This is a genomic window from Mycobacterium montefiorense (assembly GCF_025823255.1).
Lineage (GTDB): Bacteria > Actinomycetota > Actinomycetes > Mycobacteriales > Mycobacteriaceae > Mycobacterium > Mycobacterium montefiorense.
In genome coordinates this window covers 814,174-831,640 of record NZ_JACKVL010000013.1, presented here as the reverse complement: position 1 = coordinate 831,640, position 17,467 = coordinate 814,174, and the positions used below count along the sequence as shown (strand labels likewise).

The following is a 17,467-nucleotide window of genomic DNA, read 5'->3' as shown; positions in this document are numbered from 1 at the left end:
ATCGGCGTGCGTGCGGCACCGGTCGCGCTCACAGCACTCCCGAGCCACGAAATACGCAGTCAGCCAGCATCATTACCGTCCGTGGGCCACACCGTAGCGGCGACCACCGACAGTTATCCTTGCGCCGGCCCGGGTTCATCGTCAGGGCCGGCAACGTCACGGCCGAAGAAGAACCCTGCCGTGATCAGGACCATCGCGGCCGCGTACAGCCACCAGATCGGCACCGCCAGCGCCTCGTGGCCCAGGATGAACCGGCTGATCGCGATCATCGCGTCCGATGCCATGAAGCACACCGCGCCCACCGGCACCCAGATCGTCGGCAACCGTGCCGCGATGGCCGTGCATGCCATCGCCGTCAGCACAAAGATGTACACCGTCACCGGGAGGGTCAAATCGTCACGACCGAGGTGCGGCCAGAACCACACCAGCAACGCGATCGCGGCCACGCCCAGCGCCACCATGACGGCGATGCGGGCCCGCGACAGCGTCCCTTTGACCACCAGCGGGGCCAGCGCGCCGATGAAGCACAGGTGCGCACACAGAAATGCCGCCAACCCCAAGACAAATGACATGGTCCACCACGGGATGGCGAGCAGCCAGTCGCCGGTGGCCGAGAGCAATAGCGCGGGCATCAGCCAGCGCCGCTCGCTGACGATGGGGTGTGCGAATGCGGCGACAGTCAACAGCAAGGCCATCAACGCCTTGAACGGCGGCTGCAGAATCCAATGCCCGGTGAGCTCGGTTCCGGGCGGGGAATGCACCGCGACCACGGTCAAGTACACGCCATAGGCGATGCCCGCCCAGCCGGCCGCCACCCAGCAGACGGCCATCACGCGGGGTGCGTACGGTACCTGAATGCCCAGCTTTGACAAAGCCGACGAGAAACCTCCTATCGACCCCATCCTGCTGAAGGTACTCGACGCGGTTCCGTTCCGGCCATCCACCGACGACGGCATCGATGCTGCGCGTCAGCGGTTCCGCGACCTGCCGCGCCGGTCGGTGCATCCTGAACTGCGCGTCGAGGACCGCGCCATCGACGGGCCCGCCGGCCCGATCAACATCAGGATCTATTGGCCGTCAACGGATTCCGGATATAGCGCGCTGCCCGTCGTTGTCTACCTCCACGGCGGCGGGTTCGTGATCGGCGATCTCAACACCCACGACGGCACCGCTCGCCAGCATGCGGTGGGCGCCGACACGATTGTGGTGTCGGTCGATTACCGGTTGGCGCCCGAACACCCGTATCCCGCCGCGGTCGAAGACGCTTGGGCCGCAACACGGTGGGTCGCCGGGCACGCGACCGAACTGGGCGGCGACCCGAACCGCATGGCTCTCGCCGGGGATTCGGCTGGCGGCAACATCGCCGCGGCGATCGCCCAGCAGTGCCGCGACGAGGGCGGACCGCCGATCATCTTCCAGCTGTTGTGGTATCCGTCCGTGCTGTGGGACCAGTCGCTGCCGTCGTTCGCCGAGAATGCCATCGCACCGATTCTTGACACCCGGGCCATCGCGCAGTTTTCCCGTTGGTACGCAGGCGATGCCGACTTATCCGACCCGCCGGTGCGCATGGCGCCGGGGCGGGCGAAGAACTTAGCCGAGCTGCCGCCGGCCTACATCGGCGTCGCCGGTTACGACCCGCTGCGCGACGACGGCATCAGCTACGGCAAGCTGCTGGCCGCCGCGGGCGTGCCCGTCGAGGTGCACAACGCCGAGACGTTGGTGCACGGCTACCTCGGCTACGCCGGCGTGGTGCCCGCCGCCACGGACGGGTCGGATCGCGGGCTCGCGGCGTTGCGAGATGCGCTGTACGGGTGAACACCCGGCGTACCGTGAACGAATGATCGACCCTCCCCTCGCCCGACCTGACATCGATCCGACGTTCAAAGCGCTGCTCGACGCCTTCCCGATGACGTTCAACGCGGACGACGGCGTCGAGCTCGCGCGCGAGCGGCTCAAGGTACTCAAGGTGCCGCCCGAAATGCTGCCGGATCTGCGGATCGAAGAGCGCACGATCGGCCACGGCGGACTCAACGACATTCCGATTCGCATCTATTGGCCGCCTACCCCGGCCGAGGTATCACCCGTTGTCGTCTTCTTCCACGGCGGCGGTTTCTGTCTGGGCGACTTGGACACCCACGATCACGTCGCCCGCGCGCATGCGGTCGTCGCCGAGGCGATCGTGGTCTCCGTGGACTACCGGCGCGCTCCGGAGCACCCCTACCCAGCCGGGGTCAACGACAGCTGGGCCGCGTTGCAATGGACCGGCGAACACGCCACCGAACTCGGTGGTGACCCCAACCGCATCGCCGTGGCCGGTGATTCGGCGGGTGGCAACCTCGCCGCGGTGATGGCCGTGATGGCCCGGGACAACGGCGGGCCGGAGCTGACGTTCCAGCTGCTCTGGTATCCGATCGTGACCGGGGATCTTTCGCTGCCGTCGCACACCGAGAACGCCTTCGCCCCGATTCTGGACCGCGAGGTGATCGAAGCCTTCCTGGCCTGGTACCTGCCGCCCGAGATCGACATCACCGACCCCACCGTGCTGCCGATCACTCTCGCCCCGGCCAATGCCGCCGACCTGTCGGGTCTGCCACCGGCGTTCATCGGCACCGCGGAGCACGACCCACTGCGTGACGATGGGGCGCGCTACGCGGAAATGCTCAACGCCGCGGGCGTTCCCGCCGAGCTGAGCAACGAGCCGACCCTGGTACACGGCTATGCCAGCTTCGCGCCGGTGATACCGGCTGCCGCCGCGGCCACCGAACGCGGGCTGACGGCGCTGCGAAAGGCACTGCACTACTAGGAAAGACGGAACGTCAATGAGCCCCGACCGCAACGAGAATCCCGACTATCAGACCCTGATAGTCGGGGCCGGATTCTCCGGCATCGGTGCCGCCATCAAGCTCGACCAGTCCGGGCTCACCGACTACCTCGTGGTCGAGGCCGGTGATGGAGTCGGCGGAACGTGGCACTGGAACACTTATCCCGGTATCGCCGTGGACATTCCGTCGTTCTCCTACCAGTTCTCCTTCGAGCAGAGCCCGGATTGGTCGCGCACCTACGCGCCGGGCCGGGAACTGAAGGCGTATGCCGAACACTGCGTCGACAAATACCGCATCCGGTCGCGAATCCGGTTGAACACCAAGGTTCTTTGCGCCGAGTTCGACGACGAGCACTCGCTGTGGCGGGTGCAGACGGATCCGGGCGGAGAAGTCACGGCCAGATTCTTGATCAGCGCCAGTGGCGCGCTCACCGTGCCGAACCTGCCCGACATCGTCGGCGTGGACTCCTTCGACGGCATCACGATGCACACCGCGCGCTGGGATCACAGCAAGGATCTGACCGGCAAGCGCGTCGCGATCATCGGCACCGGCGCCTCGGCCGTACAGATCATCCCGGAGATCGCGCCAATTGTTAAACAGCTCACCGTATTTCAGCGCACCCCGATTTGGTGCTTCCCCAAATTCGACGTCCCGCTGCCGGCGCCGCTGCGCTCGGCGATGCGGATTCCCGGCGGTAAGGTCCTGCAGCGGCTGCTGAGCCAGGCCTTCGTCGAGTTGACTTTCACGATCGCCGCGCAGTACTTCACGGTGATTCCGCTGGCCAAACGGATGGGGGCCGCCGGTCGCCGCTACCTGCGTCAGCAGGTCAACGACCCGGACGTCCGCGAGCAGCTCACGCCCCAGTATGCGGTGGGATGCAAACGGCCCGGGTTCCACAACGGATACCTGGCCACGTTCAACCGCGGCAACGTGCGACTGGTCACCGAGCCGATCGACAAGATCACGCCCGGGTCGGTGGCCACCGCCGACGGCGAAAACCACGACATCGACGTGCTGGTGCTGGCAACCGGATTCAAGGTGATGGACACCGACAGCATGCCGCCCTTCGCTATCACCGGCAGCGGTGGCACCACGCTGACCGCGTTCTGGAACGAGCGCCGACTGCAGGCCTACGAGGGAGTCAGTGTCCCGGGATTCCCGAATATGTTCAGCATCATGGGCCCGTATGGTTTCGTCGGCTCTTCGTGGTTTGCGCTGATCGAGACGCAGACGCACCACATCGTGCGATGCATGAAGCGGGCGCGGCGCGACGGCGCGGCGCGCGTCGAGGTGACCGAACAGGCCAACGACCGCTACTTCGCCGAGATGATGCGCAAGCGGCACCGCCAGATCTTCTGGCAGGACAGTTGCCGACTGGCCAACAGCTATTACTTCGACAAGAACGGCGACGTGCCGCTACGTCCCACCACCACGCTGGAGGCGCAATGGCGCAGTCGCCGTTTCGACCTCGACGACTATCGATTCACCAGGCGTTAGGCTCGAGGCATGTCAAAAGAGTTTTCGCGTATCGACGAGTCACTGCGAGAATTCATCGAAAGCCAGGCCATGTTCTTCGTCGCTACCGCCCCGTCCGAAGGCGGTCGAATCAACCTATCCCCCAAGGGATATAGCGATACCTTCGCGGTGCTCGACGAGCACACCGTCGCCTACCTCGATCTGTTCGGCAGCGGCGTGGAGACGATCGCGCACCTGCGCGACAACGGCCGGATCACCCTGATGTTCTGCTCGTTCACCCGGAACTCGCGGATCCTGCGGCTATCCGGCACCGGACGCACGGTCCGTCCGGATGACGCGGAATTCCGGAATCTGGCGGAGCATTTCGGCCGCGATCATGCCGGCATCCGGGCCGCCATCGTCATCGACGTCGAGCGCATCGCCGACGCCTGCGGATACGCGGTGCCGTACTACGAGCTTGTCGACGAACGCCCGGTGCTCGACACCTATCACGCCAAAGCCAACGACGACTCGTACGTGCACGCCGTCAAGCGCAATCAGCACAGCATCGACGGGCTACCCGCGCTGGACGCGGACCACCCGTTGCCGTCCAGCCTCGACGACGCGGCGGCACGCTCAGACGCGCCTTAGATGGCGCGCTTGAGGTCGTCGACCTTGTTCTCCTGCTCCCAGGGCAGCTCGACATCGGTACGGCCGAAGTGCCCGTATGCGGCGGTCTGCGCGTAGATCGGGCGCAGCAGGTCCAGGTCGCGGATGATCGCGCCGGGCCGCAGGTCGAACACCTCGGGCACGATTTTCTCGATCTTGACCGGGTCGACGGTCGCGGTGCCGAACGTCTCGATGAACAGCCCGACCGGGGCGGCCTTGCCGATGGCGTAGGCCACCTGCACCTCGACCCGCTCCGCCAGCCCGGCCGCGACGATGTTTTTGGCCACCCAGCGCATCGCGTACGCCGCCGACCGGTCCACCTTGGACGGATCTTTGCCGGAGAAGGCGCCGCCGCCGTGCCGGGCCCAGCCGCCGTAGGTGTCGACGATGATCTTGCGGCCGGTCAGGCCGGCGTCACCCATCGGCCCGCCCAGCACGAACTTGCCGGTCGGGTTGACCAGCACCCGCGTCGCCGACGAGTCCAGGGTGTCGTGGGCCAGCTCGTCCAGCACGGTCTGCAGCACGTGCCGCCGGATGTCGGGGTCCAGCGTCTTCACCAGGTCGATGCCGTCGGCGTGCTGGGTGGAGACCACCACGGTGTCCAGCCGCACCGGGACGTCGTCCTCGTAAGCGATCGTGACCTGGGTCTTGCCGTCCGGACGCAGGTAATCCAGCGTGCCGTTCTTGCGGACCTCGGTGAGCTTGCGCGACAGCCGGTGGGCCAGCGCGATGGGCAACGGCATCCGCTCCGGGGTGTCGTTGATCGCGTAGCCGAACATCAGGCCCTGGTCGCCGGCGCCCTGGGAGTCCAGCGGGTCCGCGGCGCCCTCGACGCGCGTCTCGTGGGCGGTGTCGACGCCCTGGGCGATGTCCGGCGACTGCGCGCCGATGCCGATGTTCACACCGCAGGTGAGACCGTCGAAGCCCTTGTCCGAGGAGTCGTAGCCGATGTCGAGGATGCGCTCGCGCACCGTGTTGGTGATCTCGGCGAACGCCTCCTTGGCGGTCGTCGTGACCTCGCCGACCACGTGCACCTGTCCGGTGGTCACCAGCGTCTCGACCGCGACACGTGAGCGGGGATCCTCCGCCAGAAGCGCGTCTAGGACCGAGTCGCTGATCGCGTCGCAGATCTTGTCGGGATGCCCCTCGGTCACCGACTCACTGGTAAACAGCCGACCCTTTTCGCTCACTGCGTCATCCTTCCGTACTGACTAATGTTAGTTAGGCAAATTATCTTAGGCGCCTTCAACTCAACCGGCTCCGGCGGCCGATTGCAACCTGGCGCTATCCGCTGTCGCTGTCCAAGAACGTGACGATCGCATCGACGATGCGACTCGCCATCAGCGTCTTCGATCCGTGCTGGAGCGCCGCCTCGGCTCCGTCGGAGGCCAGCAGCCAGCCGTCGTTGCTGTCCACCTCGAATGCCCTACCGTCGCCAACGGCGTTGACCACCAACAGATCACATCCCTTGCGTCGCAACTTCGCTCGGGCGTGGAACAGCACATCGCCTTCTGTGTCGCCGGTCTCGGCGGCAAAACCTACGATAGCCCGCATCTTGGGCAGCTCCCCGTGCGATCGCGCGCGCACCGCGCCGGCCAGCACGTCATCGTTGCGCACCAACTCGATGGTCGGCGGCCGATCTTGATCATTCGGGCCCTTTTTGATCTTCGCGGCGGCAACCTGGGCGGGCCGGAAGTCGGCTACCGCGGCGGCCATCACCAGAACATCGGCATCGGGCGCGTGCTTGGAGACCGCATCGCTGAGTTGTTGAGCCGAACTGATGTGCACGACTTCGACGCCGGCCGGATCGATGAGCCCGACCGTATGGCCCGCGATCAGCGTGACCTCGGCCCCGCGCTGGGCGGCGACCCGCGCCACCGCGTAGCCCTGCTTGCCGGAGCTGCGGTTGCCGATGAAGCGGACCGGATCGATCGGCTCGCGGGTTCCGCCGGCGGTCACCAGCAGCTTGCGGCCGGCCAGGTCGTAGGGCAGCGCGTCCGAGCGCTCCAGCAGCAGGTGGGCCAGCGTGGTGATCTCTTCGGCCTCAGGGAGCCGTCCCTTGCCGCTGTCCGTGCCGGTGAGCCGTCCGAATGCCGGTTCCAGCACCACAGCGTCCCGACGGCGCAAAGTCGCCACATTGTCGACGGTGGCGGGGTGTAACCACATCTCGGTGTGCATCGCGGGCGCGAACAGCACCGGACATCGCGCCGTGAGCAGTGTCGCGGTCAGGAGATCGTCGGCCCGGCCGTGCACCGCGCGGGCCAACAGGTCGGCCGTGGCCGGCGCCACCACCACCAGGTCGGCCTGCTGACCGAGCCGGACGTGCGGCACCTCGGGAACGTCGGAGAACACGCCGGTGTGCACCGGCTGACCGGAGAGCGCTTCGAACGTGGCGGCCCCGACAAAGCGCAATGCGGATTCGGTGGGGATGACGCGGACCTCGTGGCCCGCCTCAGCAAGCTGCCGGACGACGGTGCACGCCTTGTACGCGGCGATACCCCCGGAGACACCGACGACGATCCGCTTGCGATCCACCTACGCCGGCCCTTCTTCGTTGAAGCGGCTCTGCACGCCCGGCCCCGTCCTGTTACTCGCCCTCGGTGTGCTCGAGCAGGTCGCCGTGGATTTCACGCATCGCGATCGAGAGCGGCTTTTCCTGCAGCCCCGGCTCGACCAGCGGACCAACATACTCGAGGATGCCCTCGCCGAGCTGGTTGTAGTAATCGTTGATTTGCCGAGCTCGCTTGGCGGCGTAGATGACCAGCGCGTACTTGCTCGAGACGCGGTCCAGCAACTCGTCGATGGGCGGGTTGGTGATGCCCAGTGGGGTGTCGTAGGCACGCTGGCCACCCGCCGAGGGATCGAATTGATCCACGGCGGTCAGCGACGCGTCAGACTGCGGAATGCTCACTTAAGACTTTCTCCTGGCGCTTAGAGCGGTTGAAAACGGTTAGAGACTTCGATTCAAATCGCGTCTGACGAGTCGGCTCATGCCGCGCCAGGCGCGTTTCCCACCAGCAAGGATACCAATTCGGCGCACGCAGACTCCAATTGACTGTTGACCACGATCTGGTCGAAGTCTTCTTGGGCTGCCAATTCCACCCGTGCGGTTTCCAGGCGGCGCGCCATGGCTTCCGGCGTTTCGGTACCACGCCCGACCAGTCTGGCCTGCAAGTCCGCCCAGCTGGGCGGGGCCAGAAACACCGTGATGGCCTCCGGCATCGCCTTCTTGATCGCCCTGGCTCCGGCCAGGTCCACCTCGATGAGCACCGGAGATCCCGAGCCAGTCGCGGACCGCACCGGCTCCGCCAAGGTTCCCGATCGCTGCAGCCCACCGTGGATCTCGGCCCACTCCAGCAGGGCGCCCTCGTCGATGAGTTGCTGGAAGCGGGCGGGACTGACGAAGTGGTAGTCGACGCCGTCGACCTCGCCCGGCCGCGGCGCCCGCGTCGTGGCCGAGACACTGAAATGCAGGTTCGGCACCTGCTCTCGCAGACACCGGACCACTGTTGACTTTCCGACCGCTGAGGGACCGGACAGCACTATGACGCGTCCCTTGCCTGACGGCTCAGGACGTGTGCGGCGCCCGATGTCCGGTCCCTCGTCGACGCTCATCGGCGCCCCATGGTCGGTGCGCCCACAGGCCATCCGGCCTGCATCGTCGCAGGTCGGGTTAGGCGGTGCCGAACTTTTCCAGCAGGGCCTTGCGCTGGCGGTCGCCAAGACCACGCAGGCGACGAGTCGGAGCGATCTCCAGCTCGGTCATGATTTCCTGCGCCTTGACCTTGCCCACCTTTGGCAATGCCTCAAGCAGGGCAGACACCTTCATCTTGCCCAGGACTTCATCGCTCTCGGCATCCTTGAGCACCTGGGTCAGGTTGGTGCCACCGCGCTTGAGACGGTCTTTCAGCTCTGCTCGTGCACGTCGTGCGGCAGCCGCCTTCTCCAACGCGGCCGCGCGCTGCTCGTCGGTCAACTGGGGAAGGGCCACGATTCCTCCGTATCTAGATCAATCTCGTGTCTCTGCTGGGTGCTTGGCCCAGCGGAGACGACCGTACTCACGCTTCCTGACGAAATCTAACCCGACCCCCTGGTTAACGGGTTAAATCCGCTGCTTGTACGGCGGCTACGGATGCTGTCAGCGGCCTGCTGGGCATCGCTGGCAGCGACCGGATCCGGTGCCGGGGCGCTGGCCACATTCCCGCAGGGCCGAGCCAGATCAGGCCTTCTAACTGCGGTTTTAGCACTGAGCAGCGCGGATACCGGATACCGCAACGGGGCCCTTGCGGAGGGCGCTGACTGATAGCCGCAGGGCCCGTGCCGGGTATCACGATTTGCCATGGCGTGTCGCGCGTGTCGCGGCGCGGACAAACAGCAGGTCGTCGGGTGGAACCCGATCGGAAAAGATTCCGGCGGTGTTAACCGGGCTCCCGATCGGCCCGCTATTGCACACCGAGATAGGCGACGGCGTCCAGCATTCGTTCGCCCGCCGCCCGCAGATCCGGCACGTTCGGCCCGGCCCGCAGCACCTCGCGCGCCACCGCCGGCAGCAGCTGGCCCGGCACGGCCCCCCCGAGGCCGCCGAGCGCCTCAGGGCGGCCGCCCTGGACCCCGACCCCGGGAACCAGCACCGGTCCGCCCAGCGCGCTCACATCGGGCGCCTCGAAGACCGTCGCACCCAGCACCACACCGACGTAGCCGGGTCCGGACGGGGTGGCGGACCGGTTGACCACCGCCGCCTGGTCAACGACCAGCTGAGCCACGGTGCGGCTGTCGAAGGTGGCGCGCTGCACGGTGCCACCCTCCGGGTTGGAAGTTGCCGCCAGCACGAAGACTCCCCGGTCGTGCGCCGCGGCGGTTTCCAGCAGCGGTCGCAGGGAGCCGAAGCCCAGATAGGGCGACGCGGTCACGGCGTCGGCAGCCAGCGGCGAATCGCCGGCCCAGGCCGCCGCGTACGCCGCCATCGTCGACCCGATGTCCCCACGCTTGGCGTCGGCCAGCACCAGCACCCCGACCGAGCGCAGCGCGACGATCGTGCGTTCCAGTACCGCAAAGCCGGCCGAGCCGTAGGACTCGAAGAACGCCACCTGGGGCTTGACGACGGCGAAGCCGGAAAACGCATCCACACAGATGTCGCAGAACTGGGCCAGGCCATCGACGGTGGTCGGCAGATCCCAGGCCTCCAGCAGATCCGGGTGGGGGTCGATGCCCAGGCACAGCGGCCCCCGACTCGACTTCGCCTCGGCCAGCCGGACGCCGAACCCGGTCATCGGGAGTCCTTTTGTGTCGCGCCCCCGCGCCCGATCGCGCTGTGCAGCTCCTGCAGCGACCGCACCCCGATGTCACCTCGGATGCCGGCCTCGATGCCCTGGACAGCGGCCGATGCGCCCTGCACGGTCGTCACGCAGGGGATGTTCACCGACACTGCGACGGAACGGATTTCGTAGCCGTCGATACGCGGGCCGGAGTTGCCGTAGGGCGTGTTGATCACCATGTCGACGTCACCCGCCTTGATCGCCTCGACCGCCGATACCTCGGGGCACCCGGGCCCGGGGGGTTCGAAGTGCTTGCGCACCTCGTCACACGGAATCCCGTTGCGGCGCAGCATCTCCGCGGTACCTTCGGTGGCCAGCACGCGGAAACCCAGGTCGGCCAGCCGCTTGACGGGGAACACCAGCGATCGCTTGTCGCGGTTGGCGACCGACACGAACACGGTGCCGTCGGCCGGCAACGAACCGTAGGCGGCGGTCTGGCTCTTGGCGAAGGCGCTGCCGAAGTCGCGGTCGATGCCCATCACCTCGCCGGTCGATTTCATCTCCGGGCCGAGCAGAGAATCGATGGCCGCTCCGTCGGCACGACGGAACCGGTGGAAAGGCAACACCGCCTCCTTCACCGCGATCGGGGCGTGCTGGGCCGCATTGGCCCCGTCCCCGGCCGCCACCAGCATTCCCTCTTCGCGAAGTTGGGAAATGGTGGTGCCCAGCATGATCCGCGCACACGCCTTGGCGAGCGGGATCGCGGTGGCCTTGGAGACGAACGGCACGGTACGGCTGGCCCGCGGGTTGGCCTCGAGGACGTAGAGCACGTCGTCTTTGAGGGCATACTGAACGTTGAGCAGACCCACCACACCGATGCCGTGCGCGATGGCCTCGGTCGCCCGGCGCACCTTCTCCACGTCGCTGCGGCCCAGCGTCACCGGGGGCAGCGCACAGGCCGAGTCGCCGGAGTGGATGCCGGCCTCCTCGATGTGCTCCATGATGCCGCCGATGTAGACCTCGGCGCCGTCACACAACGCGTCGACGTCGATTTCGACGGCGTCTTCCAGGAAGCGGTCGACGAGCACCGGGTGCTCGGGGGACAGCTGGGTGGCGCGGGTGATGTAACTCTTCAGCGTCTCCTCGTCATAGACGATCTCCATGCCGCGCCCGCCCAGCACATACGAAGGCCGCACCAGTACCGGATAACCGATCTCATCGGCGATCCGGCGAGCTTGTGCGAAAGTTGTTGCGGTGCCGTACTTCGGCGCCGGCAGACCCGCCGCACCGAGCAGGTCGCCGAAGGCGCCGCGGTCCTCGGCCAGGTCGATGGCCTCCGGCGGGGTGCCGACGATCGGAACCCCGGCGTCGGCGAGCCGCTGGGCCAGTCCGAGCGGGGTCTGGCCGCCGAGTTGCACGATGACACCGACCACCCCGGGGCCACCGCTGGCCGACTCCGCTTCGGCGCGGAACACCTCGACGACGTCCTCGAAGGTAAGCGGTTCGAAGTACAGCCGGTCGGCGGTGTCGTAGTCGGTGGATACCGTCTCGGGGTTGCAGTTGACCATCACCGTTTCGAAACCGGCCTGGGTCAACGTGGTTGCCGCGTGCACGCAGCTGTAGTCGAATTCGATACCCTGCCCGATCCGGTTCGGCCCGGACCCCAGAATCAGTACCTTGGGCTTCTCGATCTGCGGTGCGACCTCGGTCTCGGCAGCAGGGTCAAGTTCGTAGCTGCTGTAGTGATAAGGCGTCTTGGCCTCGAATTCGGCCGCGCAGGTATCCACCGTCTTGTACACCGGGTGGATGCCGAGGCGCTCGCGCAATGAACGGACCCCGTCTTCGCCGGCCAATTCGGGTCGTAGCGCGGCGATCTGGCGGTCGGAAAGTCCGCTGTGCTTCCCGCGCCGCAACAGGTCGGAGTCGAGCACCGGGGCTGCGGTCAGCTCGGCGCGCAGCGCCACCAGTTCGCCGATCTGCGCGACGAACCAGGGGTCCACCCCGCTGGCCTGGCCGACGCGCTCCACCGGAGCGCCCAGCCGCAACGCCAGCTCGATGTCATAGAGCCGACCTTCGGTCGGGGTCTCTAGCCGGGTCAGCACCTCCTCAACGTCACCGTCGGGGTCGGGTCCCGTCCAGAAGCCGGCCCGGTCGGTCTCCAGCGACCGCATCACCTTGCCGAGCGCCTCGACGAAGTTGCGGCCCAGCGACATTGCCTCGCCGACCGATTTCATCGTGGTGGTCAGGGTCGGGTCGGCTCCGGGAAACTTCTCGAACGCGAACCGCGGCGCCTTGACCACGACGTAGTCCAAGGTGGGCTCGAAGCAGGCCGGGGTCTCCTTGGTGATGTCGTTGACGATTTCGTCGAGCGTGTAGCCGATGGCCAGCTTGGCGGCGATCTTGGCGATCGGGAAGCCGGTGGCCTTGGAAGCCAGTGCGCTGGAACGGGATACCCGGGGATTCATCTCGATGACGACCAACCGGCCGTCGGTCGGGTTGATCGCGAACTGGATGTTGCAGCCGCCGGTGTCGACGCCGACCTCGCGCAGGATGGCGATGCCCAGATCGCGCATCCGCTGGTATTCCCGGTCGGTCAGCGTCATGGCCGGCGCGACCGTTACCGAGTCACCGGTGTGCACGCCCATCGGGTCGACGTTCTCGATCGAGCACACCACCACGACGTTGTCGTTGCCGTCGCGCATCAGCTCGAGCTCGAATTCCTTCCAGCCGTAGATCGATTCCTCGATCAGCACGTTGGCGCTAGGGCTGGCGGCCAGCCCGGCGCCGGCCATCCGGTCGACCTCCTCGACGGAGCGCGCCATGCCTGAACCCAGCCCGCCCATTGTGAAGCTGGGGCGCACGACCACCGGCAGGCCGAGTTCGGAGACCGTCTCCCGTACCTCTTCCATCGTGAAACATACTCGGCTGCGCGCGGATTCACCGCCGACCTTGGCGACGATATCTTTGAACCGCTGCCGGTCCTCACCGCGCTGGATGGCGTCGAAGTCGGCACCGATGAGTTCGACGTCGTAGCGTTGCAATGCGCCGTTCTCGTACAGCGCGACCGCGGTGTTGAGCGCGGTCTGCCCGCCCAGCGTCGCCAGCAGCGCGTCGATCTTGTTGCCGCGCTCGGCCTGTTGGGCGATCACCCGCTCGACGAAAGCCGGGGTGATCGGCTCGACGTAGGTGTGGTCGGCGTACTCGGGGTCGGTCATGATGGTGGCCGGGTTGGAGTTGACCAGGCTGACTTGCAGGCCCTCGGCACGCAGCACCCGGCACGCCTGGGTGCCGGAGTAGTCGAATTCGCAGGCTTGACCGATGACGATCGGCCCGGAGCCGATCACCAGGACGTGACGCAGGTCGGCGCGACGCGGCACTAGCGTGTCCCTTCCCTGTTGTGAGCGGCCATCAGATCGGCGAATTCGTCGAACAGGTACTCCGCATCGTGCGGGCCGGCGGCGGCCTCTGGATGGTATTGCACCGAAAATGCCCGGCCATCAAGCAGTTTGACACCTTCTACTACGCCGTCGTTGGCGCAGGTGTGGCTGACGATCGCTTGGCCGAACGGCGTGTCGAACCGCTGGCCGGCCTCACCTTCCAGCGCGAACCCGTGGTTCTGCGCGGTCACCGCCACCCGTCCGGTGGCGTGGTCGATGACCGGGATGTTGATTCCGCGATGGCCGAAGACCATCTTGTAGGTGGACAGGCCCAGCGCGCGGCCCAGGATCTGATTGCCGAAACAGATGCCGAACAACGGGATTCCGGCGCCCAGCACCTCTCGGGTGAGCGCGACGATGTGGTCCGCGGTGGCGGGATCGCCGGGCCCATTGGACAGGAACACCCCGTCCGGCTTGACGTCGGCGATCTGCTCAAAGGTGGTCGACGCGGGCAACACGTGGCTGCGGATTCCCCGCCGGGCGAAGTTGCGCGGCGTGTTGGTCTTAATCCCCAGGTCCAGGGCGGCGACCGTGAATCGCTGTGGCCCTTCGGCTGCTACGACGTAGCCGTCCGGGGTGCTGACCTCGCCGGCGAGATCGGCACCGAGCATCGACTGCTGGTCACGCACCCGGTCCAGCAACTCGTCCGGTTCAGCGAGCGCAGCACCGGAGAACACGCCCGCCTTCATCGACCCACGGCTGCGCAGATGGCGCACCACCGCGCGGGTGTCGATACCGGCGATCCCGACGATGTGCTGGCGGATCAGCTCGTCCTGAAGGGTCGAAGTGGCACGCCAGTTCGAGGCGCGCGGCGACGAGTCGCGGATCGCGTAGCCGGCGACCCAGATCTTGTCGCCCCGGCTTTCGGCGTCCTCGCCGTTCCAGCCGGTGTTGCCGATCTGCGGCGCGGTGGCCACCACGATCTGGCGGTGATAGCTGGGGTCGGTCAGCGTCTCCTGATAGCCGGACATGCCCGTGGAAAAGACAGCCTCGCCAAGGGTTTGACCGATGTTGCCGAACGGCGTCCCAGTGAAGATGCGGCCATCTTCAAGTACCAGCTGGGCTTTGGTCGTCACGCAGCCTCCTGTAGCCAACCGTCGTATTCATCGCGATTACCCGCCCGGAACCCGGTGTCGATTTCGACGCCCGACGGCAGCCGCCACCGAATGGCCAACACCCCATTGCGAGCCGCGACCTTTCCGGCCATCACGCGTTCGGTGCGTACATCGGAAATCGCACTCTGTGGAATCCAAATCGGCTTGGCGCGTACGCGTTCCAGCAGGATCCCCTCGGGATAGCGGCTCAGCACAGCCTTGCTGCGATACCCGAGATCACCGGCCGTGACCCGTTCATTGGATTCCGGGGCCAGCGTCGACCCGACATAGATGCCGCGCAGCGTGGTGGTAGCCGTTCCCACCGCGTCGGGCACCTCAGGCAGGTTGCCGATCAGCTCCTCCTGGCGCAGCGCGCGCCGGCGCCAGCCCAGCATCATCAGCTGGATGACTACCGCGATCACCACCACCAGCACGGCCGCGAAGATCAGCGACCCCACCAGCGTTGAAGAATTCATGCCGGGCTCTTCCCATCGCGAGCGGTGATCTTTCCGCGCAGCAATGTGGCCGTCACGGTGGCGGGCAAGGTCATCGACTCGTAAGGAGTATTGGCCGATCGGCTGGCCAGGTCGCCACCGGTGACCGTCCAGGTCGCATTCGGGTCCACCACGGTCAGGTTGGCCGGCTCCCCCACCTCCAGCGGCCGGCCGTGATCGGGCAATCCGACAATGCGCGCTGGGTTTTCGCTCATCACCCGGGCGACATCGCGCCAGGTCAACAGTCCAGGTTCCACCATCGTGGCCACCACCACCGACAGCGCCGTCTGCAGCCCCAGCATGCCGGGCCGGGCTGCTGAGAACTCGCAGCATTTCTCATGCTCGGCGTGCGGGGCGTGGTCGGTGGCCACGCAGTCGATCACCCCGTCGGCCAATGCTTGGCGCAATGCGATCGCGTCGGTGGCTTCACGCAGCGGCGGGTTGACCCTGTTCACCCCGTCGTAGCTGGCCAGCCTGGCGTCGTCGAGCAGAAGGTGATGCGGCGTCACCTCGGCGGTTATTGAAATACCTTGACCCTTAGCCCATTTCAGAAGCTCGACGGTTCCCGCAGTGGAGGCGTGGCAAACGTGGACGCGGGCGCCGGCGTCGCGGGCCAGCAGCGCATCCCGCGCGACGATCGACTCCTCGGCGGCTCGGGGCCATCCGGCGAGGCCGAGCCGGGCCGCCGTGGGCCCCTCGTGCGCCACCGCACCGACGGTCAGCCTCGGCTCCTCGGCGTGCTGAGCGATCAGCACGCCCAACCCGGTGGCGTATTCCAGGGCGCGGCGCATGATCAGGGGGTCGTGCACGCAGACGCCGTCGTCGGAGAACATCCGTACCTGCGCGGCGCCGGCGGCCATCATGCCCATCTCGGTGAGCTCGGTTCCGGCCAGGCCGACGGTGACCGCGCCGACGGGGTGTACGTCCACCAGGCCGACCTGCTGGCCGCGGTGCCAGACGTGATCGGTGACCACCGGGCTGTCGGCCACCGGTTTGGTGTTCGCCATCGCGAACACCGCCGTGAATCCACCCAAAGCGGCAGCAGCGGAACCGGTCTCGATGTCCTCGGCGTATTCGCGGCCGGGCTCACGCAGATGGGTGTGCAGGTCGACGAACCCGGGCAGCAGCACATGATCCGTGGCGTCGATGACGTCTGCGAATTCCGGGATGCCCAACCCCGCACCGATTTCGGCGATCTGGCCGTCATCGACCCGAACGTCGACCCGGTCACCTTCGCCGTACAACCGGACTCCGCGAAGCAACACAGTCACGCGGCCCCCTCACTTCCGGCCGATTCGGTTCCGACCAGTACATGGAACAGCACGGCCATCCGCACGTGCACACCGTTGGAAACCTGTTGCAGCACCGCGGATTGCGACGAATCGGCCACTGAGGACGCGATCTCCATGCCGCGCACCATCGGCCCGGGGTGCAGCACCACGGCATGACCCGGCAGCAGCGCCTGGCGCCGGTCGGAAAGCCCGTAGCGCACCGAGTATTCGCGCACCGACGGGAAGAACCCGCCGTTCATCCGTTCGGCCTGCACCCGCAGCATCAGCACGGCGTCGGCGGCCGGCAATTCGGCATCGAAGTCATAGGAGACGGTGGCCGGCCAGCCGTCGACCCCGACCGGCAACAGCGTGGGCGGCGCCACCAGTACCACCTCGGCACCCAACGTTGCCAGCAGCATCACGTTGGAGCGCGCGACCCGGCTGTGCAGGATGTCTCCGACGATCACGATGCGCCGGCCCTCGATGCCGCCGAGGCGCTGGCGGATGGTCAGCGCGTCCAGCAACGCCTGCGTCGGGTGTTCATGGGTGCCGTCGCCGGCATTGATTACCGAGGGGCCGCCTTCTGCACCGTCGGCCGGAGCGGTCCAGTCGGCCAGCAGATGTGCGGCACCCGAGGCCGGGTGCCGGATGATCAGCGCGTCAGCGCCGGCCGCGTGCAGCGTCAGCGCGGTGTCGCGCAACGACTCCCCCTTGCTCACCGATGATCCGGACGAGCTGACGTTGATCACGTCGGCGCTCATCCACTTCCCGGCCACTTCGAACGACACCCGGGTGCGCGTCGAGTTCTCGTAGAACATCGTGACCACGGTGCGCCCGCGCAGGGTGGGGAGTTTCTTGACCTCGCGCCCGACCAGAGCCTGCGCGAAACGGTCGGCGTCGTCGAGGATGGCGGTGGCGTCGTCACGAGTCAGGTCCCCGGCGGTCAGCAGGTGTCTGGTCATGAGGCTCT

At 66.9% G+C, this 17,467-nt stretch carries 16 protein-coding genes; 4 read left to right on the top strand and 12 right to left on the bottom strand.

All coding sequences use genetic code 11. The features are described 5' to 3' along the window. Window positions 1-113 precede the first annotated feature (113 nt). Window positions 114-857: a lysoplasmalogenase gene (locus tag H7K34_RS17435; protein ID WP_264063594.1), complete on the bottom strand. Its 744-nt coding sequence runs from the start codon at window positions 855-857 to the stop codon at window positions 114-116. Between H7K34_RS17435 and H7K34_RS17430 the strand changes: the two genes are divergently transcribed. The 4 genes from H7K34_RS17430 to H7K34_RS17415 are packed head-to-tail and all read left to right on the top strand — an operon-like array spanning window position 856 to window position 4,928. Next, a complete protein-coding gene (locus H7K34_RS17430) occupies window positions 856-1,815 on the top strand; it encodes an alpha/beta hydrolase (RefSeq protein ID WP_264063241.1) in 960 nt (319 codons plus the stop codon). The two genes, H7K34_RS17435 and H7K34_RS17430, sit on opposite strands and share 2 nt — an antisense overlap. Window positions 1,816-1,837: 22 nt before the next feature. Beyond that, window positions 1,838-2,803 carry an alpha/beta hydrolase gene (locus H7K34_RS17425; protein ID WP_264063239.1) on the top strand — a complete coding sequence of 322 codons (966 nt, stop codon included), beginning with the start codon at window positions 1,838-1,840 and terminating at the stop codon, window positions 2,801-2,803. 16 nt (window positions 2,804-2,819) lie between these two features. Further along, on the top strand, window positions 2,820-4,319 hold the full coding sequence (locus tag H7K34_RS17420; protein WP_264063237.1) for a flavin-containing monooxygenase: 1,500 nt from the start codon (window positions 2,820-2,822) through the stop codon (window positions 4,317-4,319). Between the two features lie 9 nt (window positions 4,320-4,328). Next, a complete protein-coding gene (locus H7K34_RS17415) occupies window positions 4,329-4,928 on the top strand; it encodes a pyridoxamine 5'-phosphate oxidase family protein (RefSeq protein ID WP_264063236.1) in 600 nt (199 codons plus the stop codon). On the opposite strand, the gene metK is transcribed toward H7K34_RS17415, so the two are convergent. The 11 genes from metK to H7K34_RS17360 all read right to left on the bottom strand — a co-directional run bounded on the left by metK (window position 4,925) and on the right by H7K34_RS17360 (window position 17,459). Then, window positions 4,925-6,136, bottom strand: coding sequence for a methionine adenosyltransferase (metK, locus tag H7K34_RS17410; protein ID WP_264063234.1), 1,212 nt, complete (start codon window positions 6,134-6,136; stop codon window positions 4,925-4,927). The two genes, H7K34_RS17415 and metK, sit on opposite strands and share 4 nt — an antisense overlap. Window positions 6,137-6,230: 94 nt before the next feature. After that, window positions 6,231-7,481 (bottom strand): bifunctional phosphopantothenoylcysteine decarboxylase/phosphopantothenate--cysteine ligase CoaBC, encoded by a 1,251-nt coding sequence (gene coaBC, locus H7K34_RS17405; protein ID WP_264063233.1) that lies wholly within the window; start codon window positions 7,479-7,481, stop codon window positions 6,231-6,233. Window positions 7,482-7,533: 52 nt separating this feature from the next. After that, complete coding sequence (gene rpoZ, locus H7K34_RS17400; RefSeq protein ID WP_108922611.1) at window positions 7,534-7,857, bottom strand: DNA-directed RNA polymerase subunit omega; 324 nt, start codon at window positions 7,855-7,857, stop codon at window positions 7,534-7,536. Window positions 7,858-7,934: 77 nt separating this feature from the next. Beyond that, on the bottom strand, window positions 7,935-8,561 hold the full coding sequence (gene gmk / locus H7K34_RS17395) for a guanylate kinase (protein ID WP_264063232.1): 627 nt from the start codon (window positions 8,559-8,561) through the stop codon (window positions 7,935-7,937). 58 nt (window positions 8,562-8,619) lie between these two features. Further along, the gene (gene mihF, locus H7K34_RS17390) at window positions 8,620-8,937 is read right to left on the bottom strand and encodes an integration host factor, actinobacterial type (protein WP_077090846.1); all 318 of its coding nucleotides are present in this window, start codon (window positions 8,935-8,937) and stop codon (window positions 8,620-8,622) included. 451 nt (window positions 8,938-9,388) lie between these two features. Then, entirely contained in the window at window positions 9,389-10,216 is an 828-nt protein-coding gene (gene pyrF, locus H7K34_RS17385) for an orotidine-5'-phosphate decarboxylase (protein ID WP_264063230.1), read from the bottom strand. Next, window positions 10,213-13,578 (bottom strand): carbamoyl-phosphate synthase large subunit, encoded by a 3,366-nt coding sequence (gene carB / locus H7K34_RS17380; RefSeq protein ID WP_264063229.1) that lies wholly within the window; start codon window positions 13,576-13,578, stop codon window positions 10,213-10,215. Before carB ends, pyrF begins: the two co-directional genes overlap by 4 nt. Beyond that, window positions 13,578-14,714: a glutamine-hydrolyzing carbamoyl-phosphate synthase small subunit gene (carA, locus tag H7K34_RS17375; protein WP_264063228.1), complete on the bottom strand. Its 1,137-nt coding sequence runs from the start codon at window positions 14,712-14,714 to the stop codon at window positions 13,578-13,580. The genes carB and carA overlap by 1 nt, the downstream gene beginning before the upstream one ends. Further along, window positions 14,711-15,208: a PH-like domain-containing protein gene (locus H7K34_RS17370; protein ID WP_264063227.1), complete on the bottom strand. Its 498-nt coding sequence runs from the start codon at window positions 15,206-15,208 to the stop codon at window positions 14,711-14,713. The genes carA and H7K34_RS17370 overlap by 4 nt, the downstream gene beginning before the upstream one ends. Further along, window positions 15,205-16,497, bottom strand: a complete 1,293-nt coding sequence (locus H7K34_RS17365) for a dihydroorotase (protein ID WP_108922602.1) — start codon at window positions 16,495-16,497, stop codon at window positions 15,205-15,207. The genes H7K34_RS17370 and H7K34_RS17365 overlap by 4 nt, the downstream gene beginning before the upstream one ends. After that, window positions 16,494-17,459: an aspartate carbamoyltransferase catalytic subunit gene (locus H7K34_RS17360; RefSeq protein ID WP_264063226.1), complete on the bottom strand. Its 966-nt coding sequence runs from the start codon at window positions 17,457-17,459 to the stop codon at window positions 16,494-16,496. Before H7K34_RS17360 ends, H7K34_RS17365 begins: the two co-directional genes overlap by 4 nt. Window positions 17,460-17,467 lie beyond the last annotated feature (8 nt).